Annotated in this window: 16 protein-coding genes and 2 rRNA genes; 4 read left to right on the forward strand and 14 right to left on the reverse strand. The window is 46.1% G+C overall.

All coding sequences use genetic code 11. The features are described from left to right. Positions 1–104: 104 nt before the first annotated feature. Positions 105–3,028, reverse strand: a 23S ribosomal RNA gene (locus tag ACZ5Q7_RS13015). 149 nt (positions 3,029–3,177) lie between these two features. Next, positions 3,178–4,746: ribosomal RNA gene (locus tag ACZ5Q7_RS13020) — 16S ribosomal RNA — on the reverse strand. Together the 16S and 23S rRNA genes form the textbook arrangement of a ribosomal RNA operon. A 765-nt stretch (positions 4,747–5,511) precedes the next feature. Between ACZ5Q7_RS13020 and ACZ5Q7_RS13025 the strand changes: the two genes are divergently transcribed. Further along, entirely contained in the window at positions 5,512–5,679 is a 168-nt protein-coding gene (locus tag ACZ5Q7_RS13025) for a hypothetical protein (protein ID WP_343750551.1), read from the forward strand. A gap of 262 nt (positions 5,680–5,941) precedes the next feature. On the opposite strand, the gene ACZ5Q7_RS13030 is transcribed toward ACZ5Q7_RS13025, so the two are convergent. The 3 genes from ACZ5Q7_RS13030 to ACZ5Q7_RS13040 form a co-directional block, all read right to left on the reverse strand. Then, entirely contained in the window at positions 5,942–6,568 is a 627-nt protein-coding gene (locus ACZ5Q7_RS13030; RefSeq protein ID WP_343750550.1) for a metal-dependent hydrolase, read from the reverse strand. 376 nt (positions 6,569–6,944) lie between these two features. After that, positions 6,945–7,220: a hypothetical protein gene (locus ACZ5Q7_RS13035; protein ID WP_343750549.1), complete on the reverse strand. Its 276-nt coding sequence runs from the start codon at positions 7,218–7,220 to the stop codon at positions 6,945–6,947. A gap of 247 nt (positions 7,221–7,467) precedes the next feature. After that, positions 7,468–7,803, reverse strand: a complete 336-nt coding sequence (locus ACZ5Q7_RS13040; RefSeq protein ID WP_343750548.1) for an ASCH domain-containing protein — start codon at positions 7,801–7,803, stop codon at positions 7,468–7,470. A 132-nt stretch (positions 7,804–7,935) separates the two neighbouring features. Here ACZ5Q7_RS13040 and ACZ5Q7_RS13045 point away from each other — a divergent pair, with 132 nt between their 5' ends. Together ACZ5Q7_RS13045 and ACZ5Q7_RS13050 are read left to right on the forward strand one after the other, a co-directional pair. Continuing rightward, positions 7,936–9,285, forward strand: a complete 1,350-nt coding sequence (locus ACZ5Q7_RS13045; RefSeq protein ID WP_343750547.1) for an MATE family efflux transporter — start codon at positions 7,936–7,938, stop codon at positions 9,283–9,285. A gap of 92 nt (positions 9,286–9,377) precedes the next feature. Further along, a complete protein-coding gene (locus tag ACZ5Q7_RS13050; protein ID WP_343750546.1) occupies positions 9,378–9,779 on the forward strand; it encodes a hypothetical protein in 402 nt (133 codons plus the stop codon). Positions 9,780–9,863: 84 nt separating this feature from the next. On the opposite strand, the gene ACZ5Q7_RS13055 is transcribed toward ACZ5Q7_RS13050, so the two are convergent. The 6 genes from ACZ5Q7_RS13055 to ACZ5Q7_RS13080 all read right to left on the reverse strand — a co-directional run bounded on the left by ACZ5Q7_RS13055 (position 9,864) and on the right by ACZ5Q7_RS13080 (position 13,693). Next, on the reverse strand, positions 9,864–10,601 hold the full coding sequence (locus tag ACZ5Q7_RS13055) for an ABC-2 transporter permease (protein WP_343750544.1): 738 nt from the start codon (positions 10,599–10,601) through the stop codon (positions 9,864–9,866). After that, positions 10,561–11,304 (reverse strand): ABC-2 transporter permease, encoded by a 744-nt coding sequence (locus ACZ5Q7_RS13060; protein ID WP_343750543.1) that lies wholly within the window; start codon positions 11,302–11,304, stop codon positions 10,561–10,563. The genes ACZ5Q7_RS13055 and ACZ5Q7_RS13060 overlap by 41 nt, the downstream gene beginning before the upstream one ends. Before the next feature lie 31 nt (positions 11,305–11,335). Next, complete coding sequence (locus tag ACZ5Q7_RS13065; protein WP_343750542.1) at positions 11,336–12,040, reverse strand: ABC-2 transporter permease; 705 nt, start codon at positions 12,038–12,040, stop codon at positions 11,336–11,338. A 3-nt stretch (positions 12,041–12,043) separates the two neighbouring features. Beyond that, complete coding sequence (locus ACZ5Q7_RS13070; RefSeq protein WP_343750541.1) at positions 12,044–12,925, reverse strand: ABC transporter ATP-binding protein; 882 nt, start codon at positions 12,923–12,925, stop codon at positions 12,044–12,046. Then, positions 12,915–13,325, reverse strand: coding sequence for a GntR family transcriptional regulator (locus tag ACZ5Q7_RS13075; RefSeq protein ID WP_343750540.1), 411 nt, complete (start codon positions 13,323–13,325; stop codon positions 12,915–12,917). Before ACZ5Q7_RS13075 ends, ACZ5Q7_RS13070 begins: the two co-directional genes overlap by 11 nt. A 317-nt stretch (positions 13,326–13,642) precedes the next feature. Beyond that, positions 13,643–13,693, reverse strand: coding sequence for a hypothetical protein (locus ACZ5Q7_RS13080; protein ID WP_464433201.1), 51 nt, complete (start codon positions 13,691–13,693; stop codon positions 13,643–13,645). A 302-nt stretch (positions 13,694–13,995) separates the two neighbouring features. Between ACZ5Q7_RS13080 and ACZ5Q7_RS13085 the strand changes: the two genes are divergently transcribed. Next, entirely contained in the window at positions 13,996–14,505 is a 510-nt protein-coding gene (locus ACZ5Q7_RS13085; protein WP_343750539.1) for a YfiT family bacillithiol transferase, read from the forward strand. A 184-nt stretch (positions 14,506–14,689) separates the two neighbouring features. Here the strand turns inward: ACZ5Q7_RS13085 and ACZ5Q7_RS13090 are convergent, their stop codons facing one another. The 3 genes from ACZ5Q7_RS13090 to ACZ5Q7_RS13100 all read right to left on the reverse strand — a co-directional run bounded on the left by ACZ5Q7_RS13090 (position 14,690) and on the right by ACZ5Q7_RS13100 (position 19,371). Continuing rightward, positions 14,690–15,538: a type I restriction enzyme endonuclease domain-containing protein gene (locus ACZ5Q7_RS13090; RefSeq protein WP_343750538.1), complete on the reverse strand. Its 849-nt coding sequence runs from the start codon at positions 15,536–15,538 to the stop codon at positions 14,690–14,692. Between the two features lie 59 nt (positions 15,539–15,597). Beyond that, entirely contained in the window at positions 15,598–17,004 is a 1,407-nt protein-coding gene (locus tag ACZ5Q7_RS13095; RefSeq protein WP_464432720.1) for an IS4 family transposase, read from the reverse strand. Positions 17,005–17,130: 126 nt separating this feature from the next. Beyond that, positions 17,131–19,371 (reverse strand): type I restriction endonuclease subunit R, encoded by a 2,241-nt coding sequence (locus ACZ5Q7_RS13100; RefSeq protein ID WP_343750348.1) that lies wholly within the window; start codon positions 19,369–19,371, stop codon positions 17,131–17,133. Positions 19,372–19,378 lie beyond the last annotated feature (7 nt).

Genomic DNA, 19,378 nt, shown 5'->3' on the forward strand with positions numbered 1-19,378 from the left:
AGGACAAGGATTATTATAGCGATTATCGTCGAAAAATGCAAGGTTTTTTTTAATTGCACCCTGAAAACGGAATAAGAACATTAGGCCATTCCAATGTGAAATGTGTGGTTAAGTCCTCGATCGATTAGTATCCGTCAGCTTCACGTGTTGCCACGCTTCCACCCCGGACCTATCTACCTCCTCGTCTTGGAGGGATCTTACTCACTGAACGTGATGGGAAGTTTCATCTTGAGGGGGGCTTCATGCTTAGATGCTTTCAGCACTTATCCTGACCACACGTAGCCACCCAGCCGTGCTCCTGGCGGAACAACTGGTGCACCAGCGGTGTGTCCATCCCGGTCCTCTCGTACTAAGGACAGCTCCTCTCAAACTTCCAGCGCCCACGACGGATAGGGACCGAACTGTCTCACGACGTTCTGAACCCAGCTCGCGTACCGCTTTAATGGGCGAACAGCCCAACCCTTGGGACCGACTACAGCCCCAGGATGCGATGAGCCGACATCGAGGTGCCAAACCTCCCCGTCGATGTGAACTCTTGGGGGAGATAAGCCTGTTATCCCCGGGGTAGCTTTTATCCGTTGAGCGATGGCCCTTCCATGCGGAACCACCGGATCACTAAGCCCGACTTTCGTCCCTGCTCGACGTGTCAGTCTCGCAGTCAAGCTCCCTTATGCCTTTGCACGCTGTGAATGATTTCCAACCATTCGGAGGGAACCTTTGGGCGCCTCCGTTACCTTTTGGGAGGCGACCGCCCCAGTCAAACTGCCTGCCTGACACTGTCTCCGGACCGGATCACGGCCCTGGGTTAGAATGTTCGTACAGCCGGGGTGGTATCCCACGGATGCCTCCACGTAAGCTGGCGCTCACGCTTCGACGGCTCCCACCTATCCTGTACAAGCTGCACCAACATTCAATATCAAGATGCAGTAAAGCTCCACGGGGTCTTTCCGTCCTGTCGCGGGTAATGCGCATCTTCACGCATAGTATAATTTCACCGGGTCTCTCGTTGAGACAGTGCCCAAGTCGTTGCACCTTTCGTGCGGGTCGGAACTTACCCGACAAGGAATTTCGCTACCTTAGGACCGTTATAGTTACGGCCGCCGTTTACTGGGGCTTCGGTTCAACGCTTCGCGCGCCGAGCGCGCTAACGCATCCCCTTAACCTTCCAGCACCGGGCAGGTGTCAGTCCCTATACATCGCCTTTCGGCTTTGCAGAGACCTGTGTTTTTGGTAAACAGTCGCTTGGGCCTGGTCACTGCGGCTCACGTAAGTGAGCACCCCTTCTCCCGAGGTTACGGGGTCATTTTGCCGAGTTCCTTAACGAGAGGTCTCCCGAACACCTTCGGATACTCTCCGTGCCTACCTGTGTCGGTTTGCGGTACGGGCACCTGTGAACTCACTAGAGGCTTTTCTCGGCAGTGTGAAATCCGGAACTTCGGTACTTGATTTCCCTCCCCGTCACAGCTCAGGATCCGTTGAGCGGATTTGCCTGCCCAACACCCTTGCTGCTTGGACGCACACATCCATCGGTGCGCTTTCCGTATCCTTCTGCGTCCCCCCATCGTTCCAACGCTCACGAGGTGGTACAGGATTATCGACCTGTTAGCCATCGCCTACGCCTTTCGGCCTCGGCTTAGGTCCCGACTTACCCTGAGCGGACGAACCTTCCTCAGGAACCCTTAGGCATTCGGTGAAAGAGATTCTCACTCTTTTTTCGCTACTCATACCGGCATTCTCACTTCCAGACGCTCCACCGGTCCTCACGGTCCGACTTCGCAGCATCCGGAACGCTCTCCTACCATTGTTCGATGAACAATCCGCAGCTTCGGTGATACGTTTAGCCCCGCTACATTATCGGCGCAGCGTCACTCGACCAGTGAGCTATTACGCACTCTTTAAATGATGGCTGCTTCTAAGCCAACATACTGGTTGTCCGGGCAACGCCACATCCTTTTCCACTTAACGTATACTTGGGGACCTTAGCTGGCGGTCTGGGCTGTTTCCCTCTCGACCATGAACCTTATCACCCATGGTCTGACTCCCAAGGTGATACGTTGCCGGCATTCGGAGTTTGACTGAATTCGGTAACCCGATGAGGGCCCCTCGTTCAATCAGTGCTCTACCTCCGGAACGCATGCCTTGAGGCTAGCCCTAAAGCTATTTCGGAGAGAACCAGCTATCTCCGTGTTCGATTGGCATTTCACCTCTACCCACACCTCATCCCCGCATTTTTCAACATACGTGGGTTCGGGCCTCCTGTCAGTGTTACCTGACCTTCACCCTGGACATGGGTAGATCACACGGTTTCGGGTCTGCGCCCGTATACTTATGCGCCCTGCTTCAGACTCGCTTTCGCTACGGCTCCGTGTTGGCCACTTAACCTTGCATACGAACGCAACTCGCCGGTCCATTCTACAAAAGGTACGCCGTCACCCATCAACGGGCTCCGACTACTTGTAGGCACACGGTTTCAGGGTCTTTTTCACTCCCCTTCCGGGGTGCTTTTCACCTTTCCCTCACGGTACTGGTTCACTATCGGTCACCGGGGAGTATTTAGCCTTGGGAGATGGTCCTCCCAGATTCCGACGGAATTTCTCGTGTTCCGCCGTACTCAGGATCCACTCCGGAGGAAATGGCTTGTCGACTACAGGGCTCTTACCTTCTCCGGCCGGTCATTCCAGACCGTTTCGTCTAAGCCATTTCTTGATGACTCCCATGGAGTGTCCTATCAACCCCGGAAAGCTATCTTTCCGGTTTGGGCTGGTTCCGTTTCGCTCGCCGCTACTCGGGAAATCGCGTTTGCTTTCTTTTCCTCCGGGTACTGAGATGTTTCAGTTCCCCGGGTGTGCCGTGCGCATCCTATGAATTCAGATACGCATGCTGTCCCATTACGGACAGCGGGTTCCCCCATTCGGAAATCCCCGGATCAACGTCTGCTTACGACTCCCCAGGGCATATCGGTGTTGGTCCCGTCCTTCATCGGCTCCCTGTGCCAAGGCATCCACCGTGCGCCCTTGGTCACTTAACCATTGTTTCATTATTAATCATTGAAATGGATGGCTCTTATTCCGTTTTCAAGGTGCAACAACCACCAAAGGTGGCTGATTCATGAGGGTTGCTCCCTCAAAACTGAACCAAACAGCCATGTATGACATCCGTTTTCTCATTCGTCCTTAGAAAGGAGGTGATCCAGCCGCACCTTCCGATACGGCTACCTTGTTACGACTTCACCCCAATCATTGGCCCCACCTTCGGCGGCTGGCTCCAAAATGGTTGCCTCACCGACTTCGGGTGTTGCCAACTCTCGTGGTGTGACGGGCGGTGTGTACAAGGCCCGGGAACGTATTCACCGCGGCATTCTGATCCGCGATTACTAGCGATTCCGGCTTCATACAGGCGAGTTGCAGCCTGCAATCCGAACTGGGAATGGTTTTGTGGGATTGGCTATCACGTCGCCGCTTCGCGTCCCTTTGTTCCATCCATTGTAGCACGTGTGTAGCCCAGGTCATAAGGGGCATGATGATTTGACGTCATCCCCGCCTTCCTCCGGTTTGTCACCGGCAGTCACCTTAGAGTGCCCAACTTAATGCTGGCAACTAAGATTAAGGGTTGCGCTCGTTACGGGACTTAACCCAACATCTCACGACACGAGCTGACGACAACCATGCACCACCTGTCACTCTGTCCCCGAAGGGAACACGGCATCTCTGCCGCTGTCAGAGGATGTCAAGACCTGGTAAGGTTCTTCGCGTTGCTTCGAATTAAACCACATGCTCCACCGCTTGTGCGGGCCCCCGTCAATTCTTTTGAGTTTCAGCCTTGCGGCCGTACTCCCCAGGCGGAGTGCTTAATGCGTTAACTTCAGCACAAAGGGGCGGAAACCCCCTAACACCTAGCACTCAACGTTTACGGCGTGGACTACCAGGGTATCTAATCCTGTTCGCTACCCACGCTTTCGCGCCTCAGCGTCAGTAACAGACCAGAGAGTCGCCTTCGCCACTGGTGTTCCTCCACATCTCTACGCATTTCACCGCTACACGTGGAATTCCACTCTCCTCTTCTGTACTCAAGTCTCCCAGTTTCCAATGACCGCTCGCGGTTGAGCCGCGAGATGTCACATCAGACTTAAGAGACCGCCTGCGCGCCCTTTACGCCCAATAATTCCGGACAACGCTCGCCCCCTACGTATTACCGCGGCTGCTGGCACGTAGTTTGCCGGGGCTTTCTGGTCAGGTACCGTCAAACCATGGCCCTGTTCGAACCACGCCTGTTCTTCCCTGACAACAGAGTTTTACGATCCGAAGACCTTCATCACTCACGCGGCGTTGCTCCGTCAGACTTTCGTCCATTGCGGAAGATTCCCTACTGCTGCCTCCCGTAGGAGTCTGGGCCGTGTCTCAGTCCCAGTGTGGCCGATCACCCTCTCAGGTCGGCTACGCATCGTCGCCTTGGTGAGCTCTTACCTCACCAACTAACTAATGCGCCGCGGGCTCATCCGTAAGTGACAGCACAAAGGCCGTCTTTCAGCCCTCCCCCATGCAGGGAAAGGCATTATCCGGTATTAGCTCACGTTTCCGCAAGTTATCCCGGTCTTTCGGGCAGGTTGCCCACGTGTTACTCACCCGTCCGCCGCTCGTTCCACAGACGCACGCCCCGAAGGGCGATTGTCTGCTTCCCGCGCTCGACTTGCATGTATTAGGCACGCCGCCAGCGTTCGTCCTGAGCCAAGATCAAACTCTCCAAAAAAGTTTGGAATACGACTGACACCGATCAGCCGTTCATTGGCTTCGCTTATTTTGTGGATTTCAAGGGGTAAGTCATCCAGCTGATATACACATCAGCATTCCGACTTCCTGCCTCTGACATCCAACTGTCATACTGGCTGTTTTGTTCAGTTTTCAAGGAGCAACTTATCATTAGTGTTTTAATATCAATCAACTTTTTAAGTTTAACAAACAGTCACTTTCAAGTCAATAACTTTTAATAACTTTTTATGAAATAGTTTAATTGAGTTGGTTCGTTGAAAAGCGACTTAATAAATATATCATTTGTTGCAAATGAAGTCAATAGTTTCAAAGAGATTCTATAAGACGAAAATATTGCTTCTTGCTGTTCATTACCTTTTGAAAGGTGCTCTTTTGAAGGAGCACGATATATATTACATGTTACAGATGGATGAGTCAATACGTTTATAACATACAAATATTTCACTCTTTTTGTTCTTTATTGATACGTTTATCACGCATGAAAAAGCCGTTCATCTCCACTCTCAATACAGGCAGTAGCCACATGTGTGAAAATGGCTTATTACCATCCAACCATGTGATGTTGCTCAACGAACCATCAATAGAACAAAACGTGCGTTGATTAACGTATCTTGTTACGCGTTGCTATTTTTCACACCTTTAGCTACTTAAACTATGCCCCAAATTCTGACCAGTGAAACATAGTGCAACAAACAATGGGAATAATTATAGGCAGTGAACAAATGTTATAAATGGGAGGTGATACATGATGGATGAAAGAAAAAAGAAGCAACAGGACTATGATGGTGTTGCTCCGGGTATTGACCCTGATGATGCTTTCGGCCAAAACGCTTCTGAAAATGACATTAAACGAGGAGAATCTACAAAGGTAACCAGACTTATATATGATGAATACGACCCTGACCAATCATAAACACTGCTCTCTACTGCTCTCTGCGCGATTTATGCTCGTGTACGGATTTGCTCATGCTGGCCAAAAACAAACAAGCAAATGACAGAAAGCGACATCGTTCAGTCAAATTTTTTACGCTGAAGTGAATCCGGATGGCACGCTGTATATTGATAAAAAAAGAGATGGCATACATTGAGCGCTATTAAAAACGTCGTAACAGCAAAAGACGTGCCCATCGCGTCGTTGGGCACGTCTTTATGACGGCAAACGCGTCTATTCCCGCTTAAAACTCTCTTTTGCTAATGGGGGATAACGGCTTTATCCCTTTTTTGTTACCTGGAATAATGCGCGAATCAGCTGCGAGATGAGAGGCATAACCCATCACACAAGCAACAAACATACCCTCCACCTGTACATCTGCTGCAAACAAATAACTGATATAACTGAAAAAAAGCAGACCGAGCAACGTATGGGTGTATGATCGATGAGAAAAAAGCGATGCCAAAAACACAAATCCGCCTGCGAGCAAAAGCCACAACACATTCATAATCGCTCCCAAAACGAGAATGCTTATGCCTGTTACGGTCAGCATCTTTTTTTGTGACAATTTCCTGGAGAGGGCAAACAACAAAACGCCGGTACCGACCCCGGTTACACGTTCTGCACCTGTTCCGGAATGAATGGAATAATAGACAAGCCATAAAGCCACAAAGCCGATGATTAATTTAAAAGGTTCAGCAGGAATCGTCATTCGCCGGGATAAACGACCACTTGTGTCCAGATCCGGACAAAGCCCGGCAATCATTCCCGCACTGATAAGCGCAAAACTGTCCACAGCGGATGCGCCATAATAAACCGCTGCGCCAAAGCCAGCCGCTCCGCCTAACACGGCATGGGATGTTCCCTTCATGATGGTTCCTCCTCTCTTTGGGAGTATACCGCAAGGAGCGTTCATGAAACGTGAGCCTTTAGCACCAAATCAGCACGAGGCAGATTCGTATGCCGGCGTTTTGCCAACGATCGTTAGAAATATACCTTTATAATGCTGTTCCACACGGCTGACCCTAATGCCTGACTGTTTGACAGCCAAAAGGGTATCACGGTTAAGGTGGCAGCCATCACAGACATGTCAAACGTGGAAACCAGTTTTTCATCAAATGACCCCATTTTTAGCGCTTGAATTCCGATTAGTACCTGCTGCTCAACTTATATATCAAAAATGAAAACCCATACCTCGTAAGAAGCATGGGTTTGTAAACGAGCAGTCCGCTGACAGGTTTTTTGTTTTATAATACGTCACTATTATTTTGCTGCGCTTCCTGCACTTGCTGCCTTGTGTCATGCAATTGTTCATACGCCTGCTGAAATTGCGCATTTTCGGTTGCATCTGTCCCCGATTCGTCCTGAACCGACTCCAGTTGCTGCTGTGCTTCCATTAGTTCCTGCTCCGCCTGTTCAAGAAGCTTCATATCAGAGCCTTGTCCGATACGGGCGGACTCTTGTGCATCATGTAATTTTTTGCTTGCCTGCTGCAGCTGCTCATGTAAACGCTGATCAGCCATATACGTCCCTCCATTCTGTTCATGATTGAAGAAAGTCCGTATATAGTGTTCCCCTGATGTTTAAGTTTATCCGGGCCAGCTTCTGCCTATCTTCCGCTTATTTTAATCAGTGGGTTTTGCGTGTTTATCGGCGATTTCGCTCAATTATCATCGGTTTTCACGTTTTTATCGGCGGTTTACACTCGTTTATCAGCGGTTTCCACGATTTTATCAGCGATATCAATCATTCCGGCACAGTGCAGCACCATTAAGCAACTTTTAGCTCATGCGCCCAAACTACTTGTTCCGGATCCCATACATCTTCCCCATGTATGCTTGTAATGCCGCTTTTATATTCCTCCAAGTCTGAATATCCTTCCTGACGCGCATCATCATCAGTAATTTCACGAAGCTTCTGAGGAAAAACATGTTCCACAATGACCGTACGTCCATTTAACGTCATGCTGTCACCCGGGTCAGCGTATCGGTCATTGCGCCGTACCGACGTTTTTTTGCCGCCAATAATTTTGTCCACATCGTTCTGGATTGTGACAAGTCGATTAATATCATATTTGTCAGGCCAGTTTTGCTTTGCTAATTCCATGTTATCATCTCCCTTTTATAATTTTCCTGTTTCAGCGTAAAATTAAACACAGATCAGACGATTCCCACCATTGGTTTTTTCTTAAAAACAAATGTAGAATGAATTCAAGTCAAAAACGACGGGAGGGATGGTATGAGCATAGCAGAACAACGCCTTTTATCACAGTCGGTAACGAAAAGTTTTTTCCAATATCTCCTCCCTACCCTTGTCGGTATGATGCTGATGTCGGTCAATATTGTCATTGATGGAATCTTTGTCGGGAACGGCGTTGGGTCCGTGGCGCTTGCCAGTGTCAACATTGCTGTGCCTGTCTGGTCCATTATCATATCCATCTCGCTCTTAATCGGGGTTGGCGGAGGGACGCTGTATTCCATAGAAACCGGAGCCCGCGATGCAAGCAAAGCAAAACAGATTTTCACACTTTCCATGATCCTTGTGACTATCGTGATTACGTGTATCGGTATCACGGGTTATCTGACCGCAAAACCGCTCGCTTTCCTGTTCGGTGCGAATGAGGAAACACTCGCTTATACTATGGATTACATGCAAATACTTTTCTTATCGGCTCCCATCCTTGCCTGGGAAAATTCACTCAGTATTTTTGTCCGCAATGATGGCGGTCCGAATATTGCCATGGCTGGTCTTGTCGTATCAGCATTGCTTAATATCGTTCTGAATTACTGGATGATTTTTATATTGGGCATGGAAGTAACTGGCGCCGCACTTGCATCCGTGATAGCAACAGGAGCGGGGCTGCTTATTTATACGATCCATTTCTTCAAACCCGGATCGGGATTAACATTTATACGACCGCAGTGGACAAAAACAGATATCCTTTCGATTGGAAAATTGGGATTCCCTAACTTTCTTGCCGAAGCAGGAACCGGTGTTTTCGTCATGGGCTACAACGTGGCATTATCCTACTATGCGGGGACTACCGGACTCGCTGCATTTTCTGTTATAAATTATTTGCATACATTTATGTTTCTGGCGTTTATCGGCATCGGCACATCCATTCAGCCGATGATCAGTTTTTATTTTGGCGCCAAAAAATACGGATCCATTAAACATACCGTCACGATGGCGGAGATAACCGGATTGGCGCTGGGTGTTGCCTTTCTTGGTATTGGTTATTTCGGGGCTGATTATCTCGTATCCATTTTCGGAGTGGAGACCGAGGGCGTTCGTAACCTTGCCATGAAAGGCATCAAACTATTTTTTACTGGTTACTTGTTTATGGGCATCAATTTTGTCTACATGACCTATTACCAATCGATCGCCTATATCGGGCCATCCATTGGGATCACGCTGTTCCGGGGCTTTATTCTGCTCATTGCCGCCCTTTTGATAATGCCGGTCCTGTTCGGCACGACGGGAATATGGCTGGCACTTCCGGTCGCAGAAGGTCTGGTTGCTATTTTTCTCATCGTGTTTGCGCGAAAAGGTGTCCAGAACCGGCCCCTGCGGTCACAAGGATATTGACATCAGCGCTCTGCTTCTCCTTTTCAAATTTTGTATAGAAAGGCATCTTATGGGAAATATAAAGGTGACCAGATAAGAAGGAGGCGATTATCATGCGGAGACTGATTCTTTATTTCGGGGTCATCCTGATGCTTGGAGCCGTTTTGACAGGATTTACGGACAATACGGGACAACATGCATCCACTGACGAAAGTACCGATATACAAGAGGGCACCGATGGCGTCATTGCTAAAGTAAAGGAATTAAAGGACCTAACTGAAAAAGATGCCAGCAATACGGAAGACATCAATGAGCTTGGAGAAGCGTTGAAGAAAAACTGGGATACGATCGAAAAGAAGGTAGAGACGTCTTATCCTGACGATTACCAAAATATTGAGGAGAGCCTTTACCCATTAATCGCTTTGGCTAAAAAAGACAAGGCGAATAAAGCCCATATACGTGAGTTATCACTTGAAACATTGGATAAGTTAGAAGCGTTCAAAGAAAAACTGTAGGTGTGGCTCAACGAGGAGATACCGGGCCATCTCCTCGTTTTTTGCTTTGAGCTGGTCTGCTCGGCCTTGCTACCATCCAGCTCTTTAATACTTCTGGTAAGCTTTCAGCGACCAACGCCAGCACAGGGTCCAGACACCAATGGTCAGCACAACCGTGGCTCCCCACATCAAGAACGGGGTCCGCGCCATCCAATCCATCGTCTGCTTGGCTAAATGGTCGACAACATCCAACTGATTCGCAACCAATAGCACCAATACTAAAGCAAAACTAGTGCTGCCCCAATGAAAAAAGATTCCCAATTGAACAGCCAACATACTGAAAGCCAGCAAGAAACCAATCATACATAGCCCTGTCCAGACTTGCAGTGATGCTGCATCCGCCACACTGATTTCATAAAGACGCCACACCATACTAAGCCAGCCGAGCATCAATCCGTTTATAAGGAAAGCAGCCGTGTACTTCGCCGTGACCACTTCTTTTATAGCGATTGGTAATGTATGCACAAATGTGTAAAATCCTGCTCGTTTCTCTTTATCCACCTTATAAACAAGGATCATCCAACTGATGGCATACGGTATAAAGAGAATAGCGAATACACTCAATGAAAATTGTTCGAAACTGAGCGCAGACTGACGAATCTGCTGAGTCACCCACTTAAGCTGACTGCAAATAATCATCGCTATATCCAAAATCAACGTCAATCCTATGTACCATAATAGCATACGCCGCTGACGGTACCATTCTTCTTTAACAAAACGGAATATCACTCTTGCCCTCATGTCAATCCCCTTTTCCCCTTGTGCCAATAACTTTGATGTCATCTTCCTTATATCCTGTTTCTGGTGGGAATCCGTGCTTGTTCACGTTTCGTATCACGAATCCCCAGCAACATAGATACACCAGCAGTGACACTAGTATATAGATAACAAAAACGAAACGATCCGGTTCTTTCCCCAAGCTTTTCATGAATAATCCACTTAAAACAAACAGAACCGCCCAACCAATAAGAGAGATCCAGTACATAACGGTTAGTTTATCAGCACCTTTTGTAAAATAAGTCAGGAGCACGACAGCCTCAATAAACATAATCATCGATGAAAAAAATCCCGTTGCAAGCCAGAAGTCACTTGCCGTAACGTCGCTTAATAATGTATTGACACCTGCAATGATAAACATCCAACCAATAATACATACGCTTAACAACAGGACACTCGTAAATTTGGCATGTATAATGGACGTTTTTTTCACCGGTAATGTCTGCAGGAATGTTAACTGCCGATAGGTGCTTTCCCGGAACAAGTACAGCGAGACCGCTTGCGAGCTGTGAATCAAACCAATAACTAAAACCGACGTATTCATCATTTCTCCACTCATAAGGCCAACGACGCCAGGACCGAGCACCCAAATGATAACCGGAACTCCGATTCCTAAAAAGCCGTAGATGGACATAAATGCTTTACGTTTATTTTGGTAGTCCGAAGCGAGGTGCATGCCATCGATTTCTCGTTTCATTAACGCTCCCATCAGCGAGACCTCCTTTCCACCTGCCACACCATTAATAAACCTCATCCGTGACAAAATCATCCCTGTTCTCTTCCGGAATTCCCCTTGCATTCACTTTCCGTACAGCAATCCGCCAGCTTATACCACATATGATAAAGGCTGCTATCAATGCTGTTCCCCAAAGTTCACCTTTCGACAGCCCCGTTTCTTTCAAAGTTAACCCCAGCGGAATAAAGATAGCCGCCCAAGCCAAGGCAGACAAATAGAACACCGCTTGAACACCGCGATACCCCTTTGAAAAATAACACAGCAAGGCCATTGCCTGAATAAATAAAGACGCTGATGTGAACCCCCAAACGTGTGTCCACAATTCAAACGTCCAACTGCCATTCAAAAGCAAATTTACAGAAGTAACAGCGGAAAGCCAGACAAATGCCATAGCCCACATTAATAACATATGAAGAAATTTGGCATGGACCAGTTGGCTTTTAGGTACCGGCAACGTTTGTAAAAAGCTCATTTGCCGGTTGCTGCTGTCATTCTTTAACTTTTCATTAATGGTCGACGAAACCACTATAATTGCCATAACGGAAACAAACCGATTCATCCCCATTATGCTAAACCAATCTAGTACCCGTGGACCGAGAAGCCACGTCAGAACGATCAGCACCGTACCGTACATAGCATAATAAATGATTCTTTCCTTCAGATCGGATGCCAATTCCCCTTCCAGTTCCCGTTGCATCAAAACGTTCATCTACTACGCCTCCTTCCGTCCTGTCAACAACACGAACAGTTCTTCCAGTGTCAGGCGTTCAGCGTGCCAATTCCCTGTAGCAAATTTCCGGAATTGCTGAAAACGGTCGGTATAGCCAATATAACCACCCGCAGTTGCTTGACAGTGAAACAATAATGGCGAGTCCGTCGCTTGTTGACCACTTTTTCCTGGAATGACAATACGCCGATATCGGTCCAGGAGTGATTCCTTGTCTTCGCTGAAAACGATATGCCCATCGTCAAGCACTGTCACCCAATCCGCAATTTTTTCCACATCGGACGTAATATGGGAAGAAAAAAGCACACTGCGATTTTCATCTTGAACAAAATCCAATAACATTTCCAGGACCTCTGTTCGCACGACAGGATCCAGTCCGGATGTCGGCTCATCCAGAAGCAGCAATTTCGGTTCATGAGCCGTCGCGAGGATGAGTGATGCTTTTACTTTCATCCCTTTTGATAACGCGCTTATTTTTTTATCCTTAGCAATCGCAAAGCGCTCCAGGTTTTGTTCGACCGCCTCCTCATTCCAATTTGGATAAAACTGGCGGGCAAAACGCAATGTCTGTTCCATCGTCCAAGCGTTGTTCAAGAGCGGGGTATCCCCGACATAGCCAACTTGTTCCTTCACGGCAACCTCCTCTTCCGGCATCGGCATACCAAGAATATGAATGGCTCCTTCGTCCGGCTTGATCAGATCCATGATCGCTTTCATGGTCGTGCTTTTCCCCGCACCATTCCTGCCGAGAAAACCCATGATGGTACCGGCGGGAAGACTCACGTTCACATCCTTTAACTGAAAATCCGGATACGTCTTGGTTAGATGGCGCACGTCCAACAAAAGCTGTTCATTATTATGAGTCATTGTCGTCTCCCTCCTGTTTGCCTTCATCCACTTCCTTCCACATCCGTTTGATTAATTCGTGGAATTCGTCTTCTCTTAAATGCAGTTTTTTCGCTTGCAATACCGACTCCAACAACGGTCCCCGCACCTGTTTCATTTTCCACTGTGCCAGCCTTTCGTCACTTAGTTTGGCTACATAACTGCCTTTTCCTTTCCGTGTATAAATAAACCCTGTCTGTTCCAGTTCCTGATAGGCACGCCGAATGGTGATCCCGCTTATCATCAACTGTTTTGACAATTCACGAATCGACGGAAGCATCTCCCCCGGATCCATATGCCCCATGGCAATAAGCCGTTGAATCTCCTCAATCACCTGTTCATACATTGGCGTCGAACTCGTTTGCGAAATATGTATCAGCACATTCGAACACCCCCTCACTCAACCAAGTATACTGTGTATACGTTATATACACAGTATACATAGAAAAATACATGAACGCAAGACTAAACAACAGGGGTAATGGCATTCAGTCTGACGTTCCAATGATTGTGCAATCATTCATTGATATATGTTTGCAAATCAGCTTTCCGTGTTATAATATAAGTAGAAAGACATAAAATAAGAAAGACCGAAGATAAGGGTATATCTTCGGTCAGCAATAAGTCGCTTCCCCTTCAAGAGGGGTCAGCGCAATGAAGGATATAGACCTCCACCAGGCTGTTAAACTCTAGGGAGGTCTATTTTCTTTGGTCTATGATTGTAACAACTAATGTTGCAAACGCAATCATTAGAATTAATGTTTCAAAGATAGACAAGGCAACACCTCCTTTCGTTATAGCGTATCGCGTGACACTACAACGACGGAAATGCGCCGACCCCCCCTTGAGAAATGCGACGATTGCATGTACCAATTATAACCTATCGTATAACCTATCGCTACCTTGCTTTGACGTTATTTTCATCATTGTGAAGCTATACGATGAAATAGAATAATAAACGTTTTCAACCAGCTAAACATGTTGATATACTGAATTCAGTACACTGTGTCAGATGGAGAGAGAAATAATGAATAGGAGAGGGAGGAGTGACAATGGATGTCAAATACCCCATTGGGCCATTACACGTTCCTGAAAAAGTAACATCGGAAACGATTCAGGAATGGTTAAAGAACATCGAAACGTACACAACCCGATTAAGAGAAACGGTTGACGCATTAAGCGATGAGGAATTAAACAGAACATATCGTGATGGCAGCTGGACCGTTCGCGAGCTTGTTCACCACATTGCGGATTCCCAGTTGAATATGTATCAACGTTTGAAGCTGGCTTTAACAGATGAGAATCCGACAGTGCCAGCTTTTGATCAAGACAAATGGGCTACTCAACCGGATACTAAGCTCCCTGTTGAAAGTTCCATTAAAATGCTGGAAGGTATCAATGAGCGCGTCGTATCTTTGGGTTATCGTTTAAATCAGGAGCAATTAGATCGGACGTTTACGCACCCGCAAAACGGTCAAATAACCGTTGCTACAAAAATTGCCAAATTATCGTGGCATGAAGAACACCACTTAGCCCATATAAACATCGCATTATCAAAATAATATCATTTGTATAAAACTGGCTTATCAACGTTCGATAGGCCAGTTTTTTAAAATAAGGAATAATAATTCGTTCAACGAAAACAAAGAAGACAATAGACCTGTATCAATAGCTTTGCCAAATCAGAAGCTCTACGCTTCCGATCTGGCAAATCGCATCGTAATATTTTAATAGCATTTATTAATATCAGGCTTCTCTCGGCCAATTTTTGTATTGTTTTTCGGCCTCTTCCATCACGGCATTCGTAATAAATTCCAGCTGTTGACCGGTGATTTTTTCCTTCAAAAGCACTTGCTTGACGGCTAGTTTCATTTTAGCGTAGATATTTTTACGGTGATCACTCGTCCAATCCTCGCCCAAATTCTTTTTAAGCTGTTTAACGATTTTATGAATAAGATCTGCTAAAAATTGATTATCAAATGCATCCAATTCCAAGGCTGTGATAGCTTTATAGAATTCCGCCTCTTCATCACTCAATCCGAGTTCTTCCCGAAACGCTGCTTCCTCATCTGTTTCTTCTTTCATATTGACCATCATGCGCACCACATCAGCGGCTTGTATAATGCGGTTATGGTAATCCTCAAGTGTTTTCTCCAGCATTTCGCGCATATCGCGTTCCTTTTTACTGCCTGATTTAAAATTAACAGTGATATGATCCTCCAGCAATTTTTGCAACAGTTTCAGACGAAGGTCCTCATGTTCTTTGCCTTCAGTATCTTTCAGGAAATTTTCATCTAAAATGCTGATATCTGGCTTTTCGATCCCAGCTACAGCATAAATATCGACAGGGTCCTGGGTCTCCAGATGATCATCCACAAGATCATTCAATCGTTCTTCAATGGTCTTATTCCCCTCAGGTTGAACGGGTTTAGAGGTTATATGTTTTTTCACTTGAACACGAACCATTTGATATAAGGTGACCTCATCCCCATACGGGATAATCTCATCCAGATGTTTTACGAGCTTATAAGCCTTTTCCAGCTTGACACACGTCTCAACGAAAGATTCCGGTTCCTGGTTAAGTTGAGCACTCAACTTTCGCACCGCAGAATGAGCCTGTAACCCTTGATATGCCTTGATCTAAACCAAACTGACTATGCTGCTTGTGCGTTAAATTCCTCATTGCCAAGAAATGTTTTCTTTAAAAATTGCGGGAGGTTATCAAATAGCTCATCGATGATGGATTTGACTTTTTCTTCTGAAAGCACTGGTTCATTTGAAAGTGTTGACTTTAACGCATCTATGATCATCATGAACGCTTGGGCAAACCGAATGTCTTCCATTTCATCGCAGCACAAATAGAAGAGCTGTCCAATCGTTTTTGGATCTTTCTCTTCACGGGAGCTTATCGCAAGCATGATATAGCGTGTGAAGACGATTGTCGTATGGGCTACGAGCGCATCATAATGACGTGACTGGCATTCTTTCGCTAAACGTAGATGGGATTTGGCGACCTTGAAAAAGCACTCGATATCCCAACGCTTCCCATAAAGGCGAACAACTTCTTCTTCCGGCAAATCCAGATTTGTAGAAAGAAGCGCCAACCATTGTTTAGAGCGGTTTCGATCCCGTACAAAAACAATACGGGCTTGTATATCCTTACCATTGTCATCTAATCCCAGGCTGACAACAACAGAAGCAAGAATCTTAGCACGTCCCCGTTTTTTTCGCACTTTTTTATAGAGTTGGTTCAAGGTATATTTCTCGCCTTCGTAGGTGTAGTAAACCCGATGCATGCTTTTGAGCATACAGATGACATGAAGAGGATAGTCAGAAACAACGCGCTTAATCACTTTAGGAAAGGCAAACCAACTGTCAAACAACAAGGTTCTGGCACAAAGCTGTAACGGATTAACGTCATCCAAGAGATCAAACATCGCTTCAGTTGATTTTTGCAGGGCTTCCTGACGTCGCTTGTAGCCAACCGTGCGCTTGTCAATTTTGGAGTTTATCTCCTGAAACCGGTTCTTGCGCTGTTTGGAGCTTAATAACGAGAAAGCCAATGGAATGAACGTATTCCCATCTGACCAGCCAAGTGTAAGCATTCGAAACCCTTTGACAAACTGCCCTGTGGTATGGTCATGCACACGAGCAAGCAGTTCGACGGTCTTACTGCGAGCACGGCTGTATAAAGAATCATCGAAAATAAGGACGCGTTCACGGTCACTTGAGACCAGAGACAACAGGCTGGTTACAATCACATTCCTGCTCAACAACACAAGAAACTTTCGCCAGTTGTATCTGGGATTGTTGAGAAAACGGTGGACTGCATCTTTTCTTGGAGCATCTGAAACACGGTCCGAATCAAGAATTCGAAAAAGGTTCTTGCCGTGCAGGACAAGCGAAAAAATAAACTGGAGAAGGAACACGGGAGAAAATCCATCTTCTTTTCGAATGTTCGCCTGATTAAGCAGTGACCCCAGTTTATTTTCCTTGAAAAAGCGTGAAATATAAGAATTAGCCTCGTTTTTTGGTTCAGAATTTGGTAAAATAGTAGCCATAAATACATCCCTTTCTGGTTTTAGTTGTGGTGACTATATTTTACCAAATTGGGATGTATTTTTGTGTGATTTTTTAATATTGTTTTCCGGATTAGCTCAGTCATATCAAGGAATTATTAGCGTTTTTTAGATGCGAAAGTTGAGTTGAGCATTAACAAGATCGGCAATTAAATCATCCCGTTCAACTTTTGTTAACGACCGCCAGTCCTGAACATGGTCAACGTCACCTATATAACGGCGCACTTCTTCCAGATGCGTATAGAAAATATCCATTGCAGCACTGATATCAACATTAGATCCGCCGCTTCCTTTACCACCTGTGTAGTCATTCGTCGCTTCTTTAAGAGAGGTGGCAATGCCGATGAAATCAACTATGACACCGCCCTCTTTACCGGGGAATACACGGTTAACTCTTGCAATAGCCTGGATTAAATTGTGACCGCGCATTGGTTTATCGATGTACAAATAAGACAGGTTCGGTGCATCAAATCCCGTCAGCCACATATTGACCACAATCACTAGTTTCAGCGGATCATCGACGTCACGCAGTTTTGATTTAATTTCTTCTTGTTCTTCCTTCGTTTTAATATGTGCGTACTGACTACCCGGATTCTTTTCCCGCCAGCTTGTTGGGTCTTTTTCAATATAGCCAGTCATAATAATTTCAACTTCCGGACAGTCTTCGTGCTCTGTCATCGCGTCATATAATCGAACCGCTATATAACGATTCATGGCGACAATCATACCTTTTTGGAACGGATCAGCCGCCGCATTAAAATGATCTAAAATAGAACGTGATAACTTTTTAAGACGCTTAGGCGTCCCCACCACTTTTTCCAAAGCAGCCGATTTCAGCTTGTATTTGTCCGATTCTTCATCTTCCATATCAAGTTCTGATACGACATCACTAAATTCTTCTTCAATGCCGGCTCCCTCGAAATCGAGCGGAATCATACGGCTTTCATAATACAAAGGCAACACAGCTTTATCCTGAACAGCCTGAGACATGTCATAGCGGTGAATAATATGACCAAATATCTCTTCTGTGTCATTTCCGAGCAAGTTCACCGGTGTTCCAGTGAACCCGACAAATGACGCATTAGGCAAACTGTGGCGCAGTTGAGCCGCATAACCGCCGTCAAAACCGCTCTGTGTCCGGTGCGCCTCATCAGCAATCACAATAATGTTTTTCCGTTCCGATAAGACTGGATGCCTGGCCTCGCCTTCCTTCAAGCGGAATTTCTCAATCGTGGAGAATACAATCTGGCCACCTTCGCCTTTCAGCCATTCCCGCAATTGGTCACCCTTTTGCGCGTGATGGACATGACCAATCATACTGTGGCCTTCTGAAAAGGTATCATACAGCTGTTCGTCCAAATCATTTCGGTCAACTTGCAGGACGATCGTGGGGTTATTAAGTTTCGAATGCTTTGACAATATATTAGCATAAAACAGCATACTCAAAGATTTACCAGAACCAGTGGTATGATAAATTACACCGATGCGGCGATCACCGTCTGTATCTGTTGCACGAACAGTTTCACCTACCGCAAAATTAACACCGAAAAACTGGTGATATTTCGCACCGATTTTGACGTACTTTTCCCCTTTATCCAAATAGACGATAAAATTCTGTATGTAATTGAGCAATCGCTTTTTCGAAAACAACCCTTCAATTAACGTACGCATCGTATTAGCCACATTATTATCAACGGTATGGCCGTCAATTGATTTCCAGGAAGCAAAGTAGTCATAAGGCGCAGACGGCATGCCATGCATCGTTTCCACGCCATCAGAAATAACAACAAATGCATTATACTCGAAAATCTTCGCAATATCGTATGTGTAATTGCGAATTTGGTTGTACGCATCATAGACCGTGACATTTTCTTTGTTCGGGTTTTTCAATTCAAAAACAACCAGCGGAAGACCATTGATATAAATAACGATATCCGGCCGGCGCGGCATGCGTCCCTCAATGGACAGCTGATTAACGACTAAAAAATCATTATTTTCCGGTTCATTCCAATCAATCGGAAATACATGCTGAAATCGTTTCTCACCATCCATTTCATATTCAAAATCAATTCCCTTAATAGACCGTTGATGAAAATTAAAATTCCGTTGTTCCCATCCCACGCCTTCATTTGTCACCAGCATACTAGCTAATCGAGGAATCTCTTGGTCAGGAATCATCGGATACGCTTGTTTCAAATGATCTCTCAAACGCCCATGAAGGACAACTTCCTGCAGGCGGTCTCGCTCGCCATTCTGAAACAACTCTTGTCCGTTACGATATTCATAACCTATCTGCTTCAATCGTTCAATCGTTGTTTCTTCAAATTCTGATTCTGGCAAAACAGCCATATTAACA

Source organism: Lentibacillus halophilus (assembly GCF_055395055.1).